We start from the raw sequence: 1,202 nt of genomic DNA on the forward strand, positions 1-1,202 counted from the left end.
AGGGCCGCTTCCGCGGCCCACGGGTCGTCGAGCAGCGTGGCGGTGATCGCGGTGGCGGCGATCCAGCCGTCCCCGGGCTGGGCGTCGATCATGCGCAGCTCCAGCCAGCCGCGCGGGCGGACGGGCGGGAAGAGCGTGCCCAGGTGGTAGTCCAGGTCGGCGACGGTCGGCGGACGTTCGGTGTGGCCGCCGCGCAGCCAGGAACGGAACGACAGTCGCGGCGGCGCGGTCCAGTCGGCCACGGCCGAGCCGTTCGGGTGGCGGCGCAGGCACAGCAGCGGGGCGTCGAGCGCGTAGCGCGCCCACGAGTCCCGCGGTTCGCCGCCGGGGGCGGGTGGTCTGGTCCTGGCCGGATCGGTGCCGGCCCAGATGCGCTGCCGGGTGGAGACCCAGCCGGTCGGCCGTCCCCGCCACAGCGGCGAGTTGGCGAAAGCGGCGACCAGTACCGGGCCGAGCCGGTGGGCCAGCCGCCAGCGGTAGCGGTAGCCGGACGGGCCGTCGGAGTCGTCACCCGCGTCCAGACTGACCTGGACGGCGGCGGTGGCCCGCATCATCACGCGCCCCCACGGGCCCTCCCGGTCGAAGTGGGCCTCCATGGCGCGGTAGCGCGGTTCGTCGAGCACCCGGGGCGGGGTGCGGTGGGGATCGAGTCCCTGACCGTCGAGGACGACCCGGGCGTGATCGAGGGTGCCGCGCAGCACGGCGAGGTCCGCCGCGGTGGTCGCCACGCAGTCGGCGAGTGACTCCCCCGGCGCGGAGCTGAGCTCCAACTGCCCGCCGGGCTCCCGGGTGAGCCTGCCGCCACCCGGTAGTGCTCCGGCGGCCAGGAGGGGCGCGAGGCCGGGGTCGAGTCTCCCGGCGGGCACCTCGGCGGTGGGATCGTCACGGTCGTGCACAAGCCATTCGAGTTCCACACCGACGCGCGTCGGCGGCCCCGTCTTGAAGCAGATGCCGCCGATATGGTCCTCGGCGTCGGATTCGGAGAGCACGGCGTCCATGGCGCCTCCAGGTCGCTCGTTCACGAGGGGATGCGCCGTCGAGGAGGCGCACAAGGCATGTCTCTGCCCGGCCGGGGACTCTTGCGAAACATCGCGCCGCGTGCTTCGCCCGCACGGCCGGGAGCGGGCGATCGAGGCGCGGACGGGCCCTGCGGGCCGGGGCCGGCCGGGCGGGTTGTTCGATCAGCAGCCAGGTGCGGGCGG

At 75.2% G+C, this 1,202-nt stretch carries 1 protein-coding gene; it reads right to left on the reverse strand.

The genetic code is table 11. The features are described from left to right. Positions 1 to 1,022: ergothioneine biosynthesis glutamate--cysteine ligase EgtA (egtA, locus tag ACYVE9_RS27530; RefSeq protein WP_461030606.1), on the reverse strand; the 1,022-nt coding region annotated here is incomplete at its 3' end. Positions 1,023 to 1,202 lie beyond the last annotated feature (180 nt).

This window comes from Streptomyces sparsus (assembly GCF_054776295.1).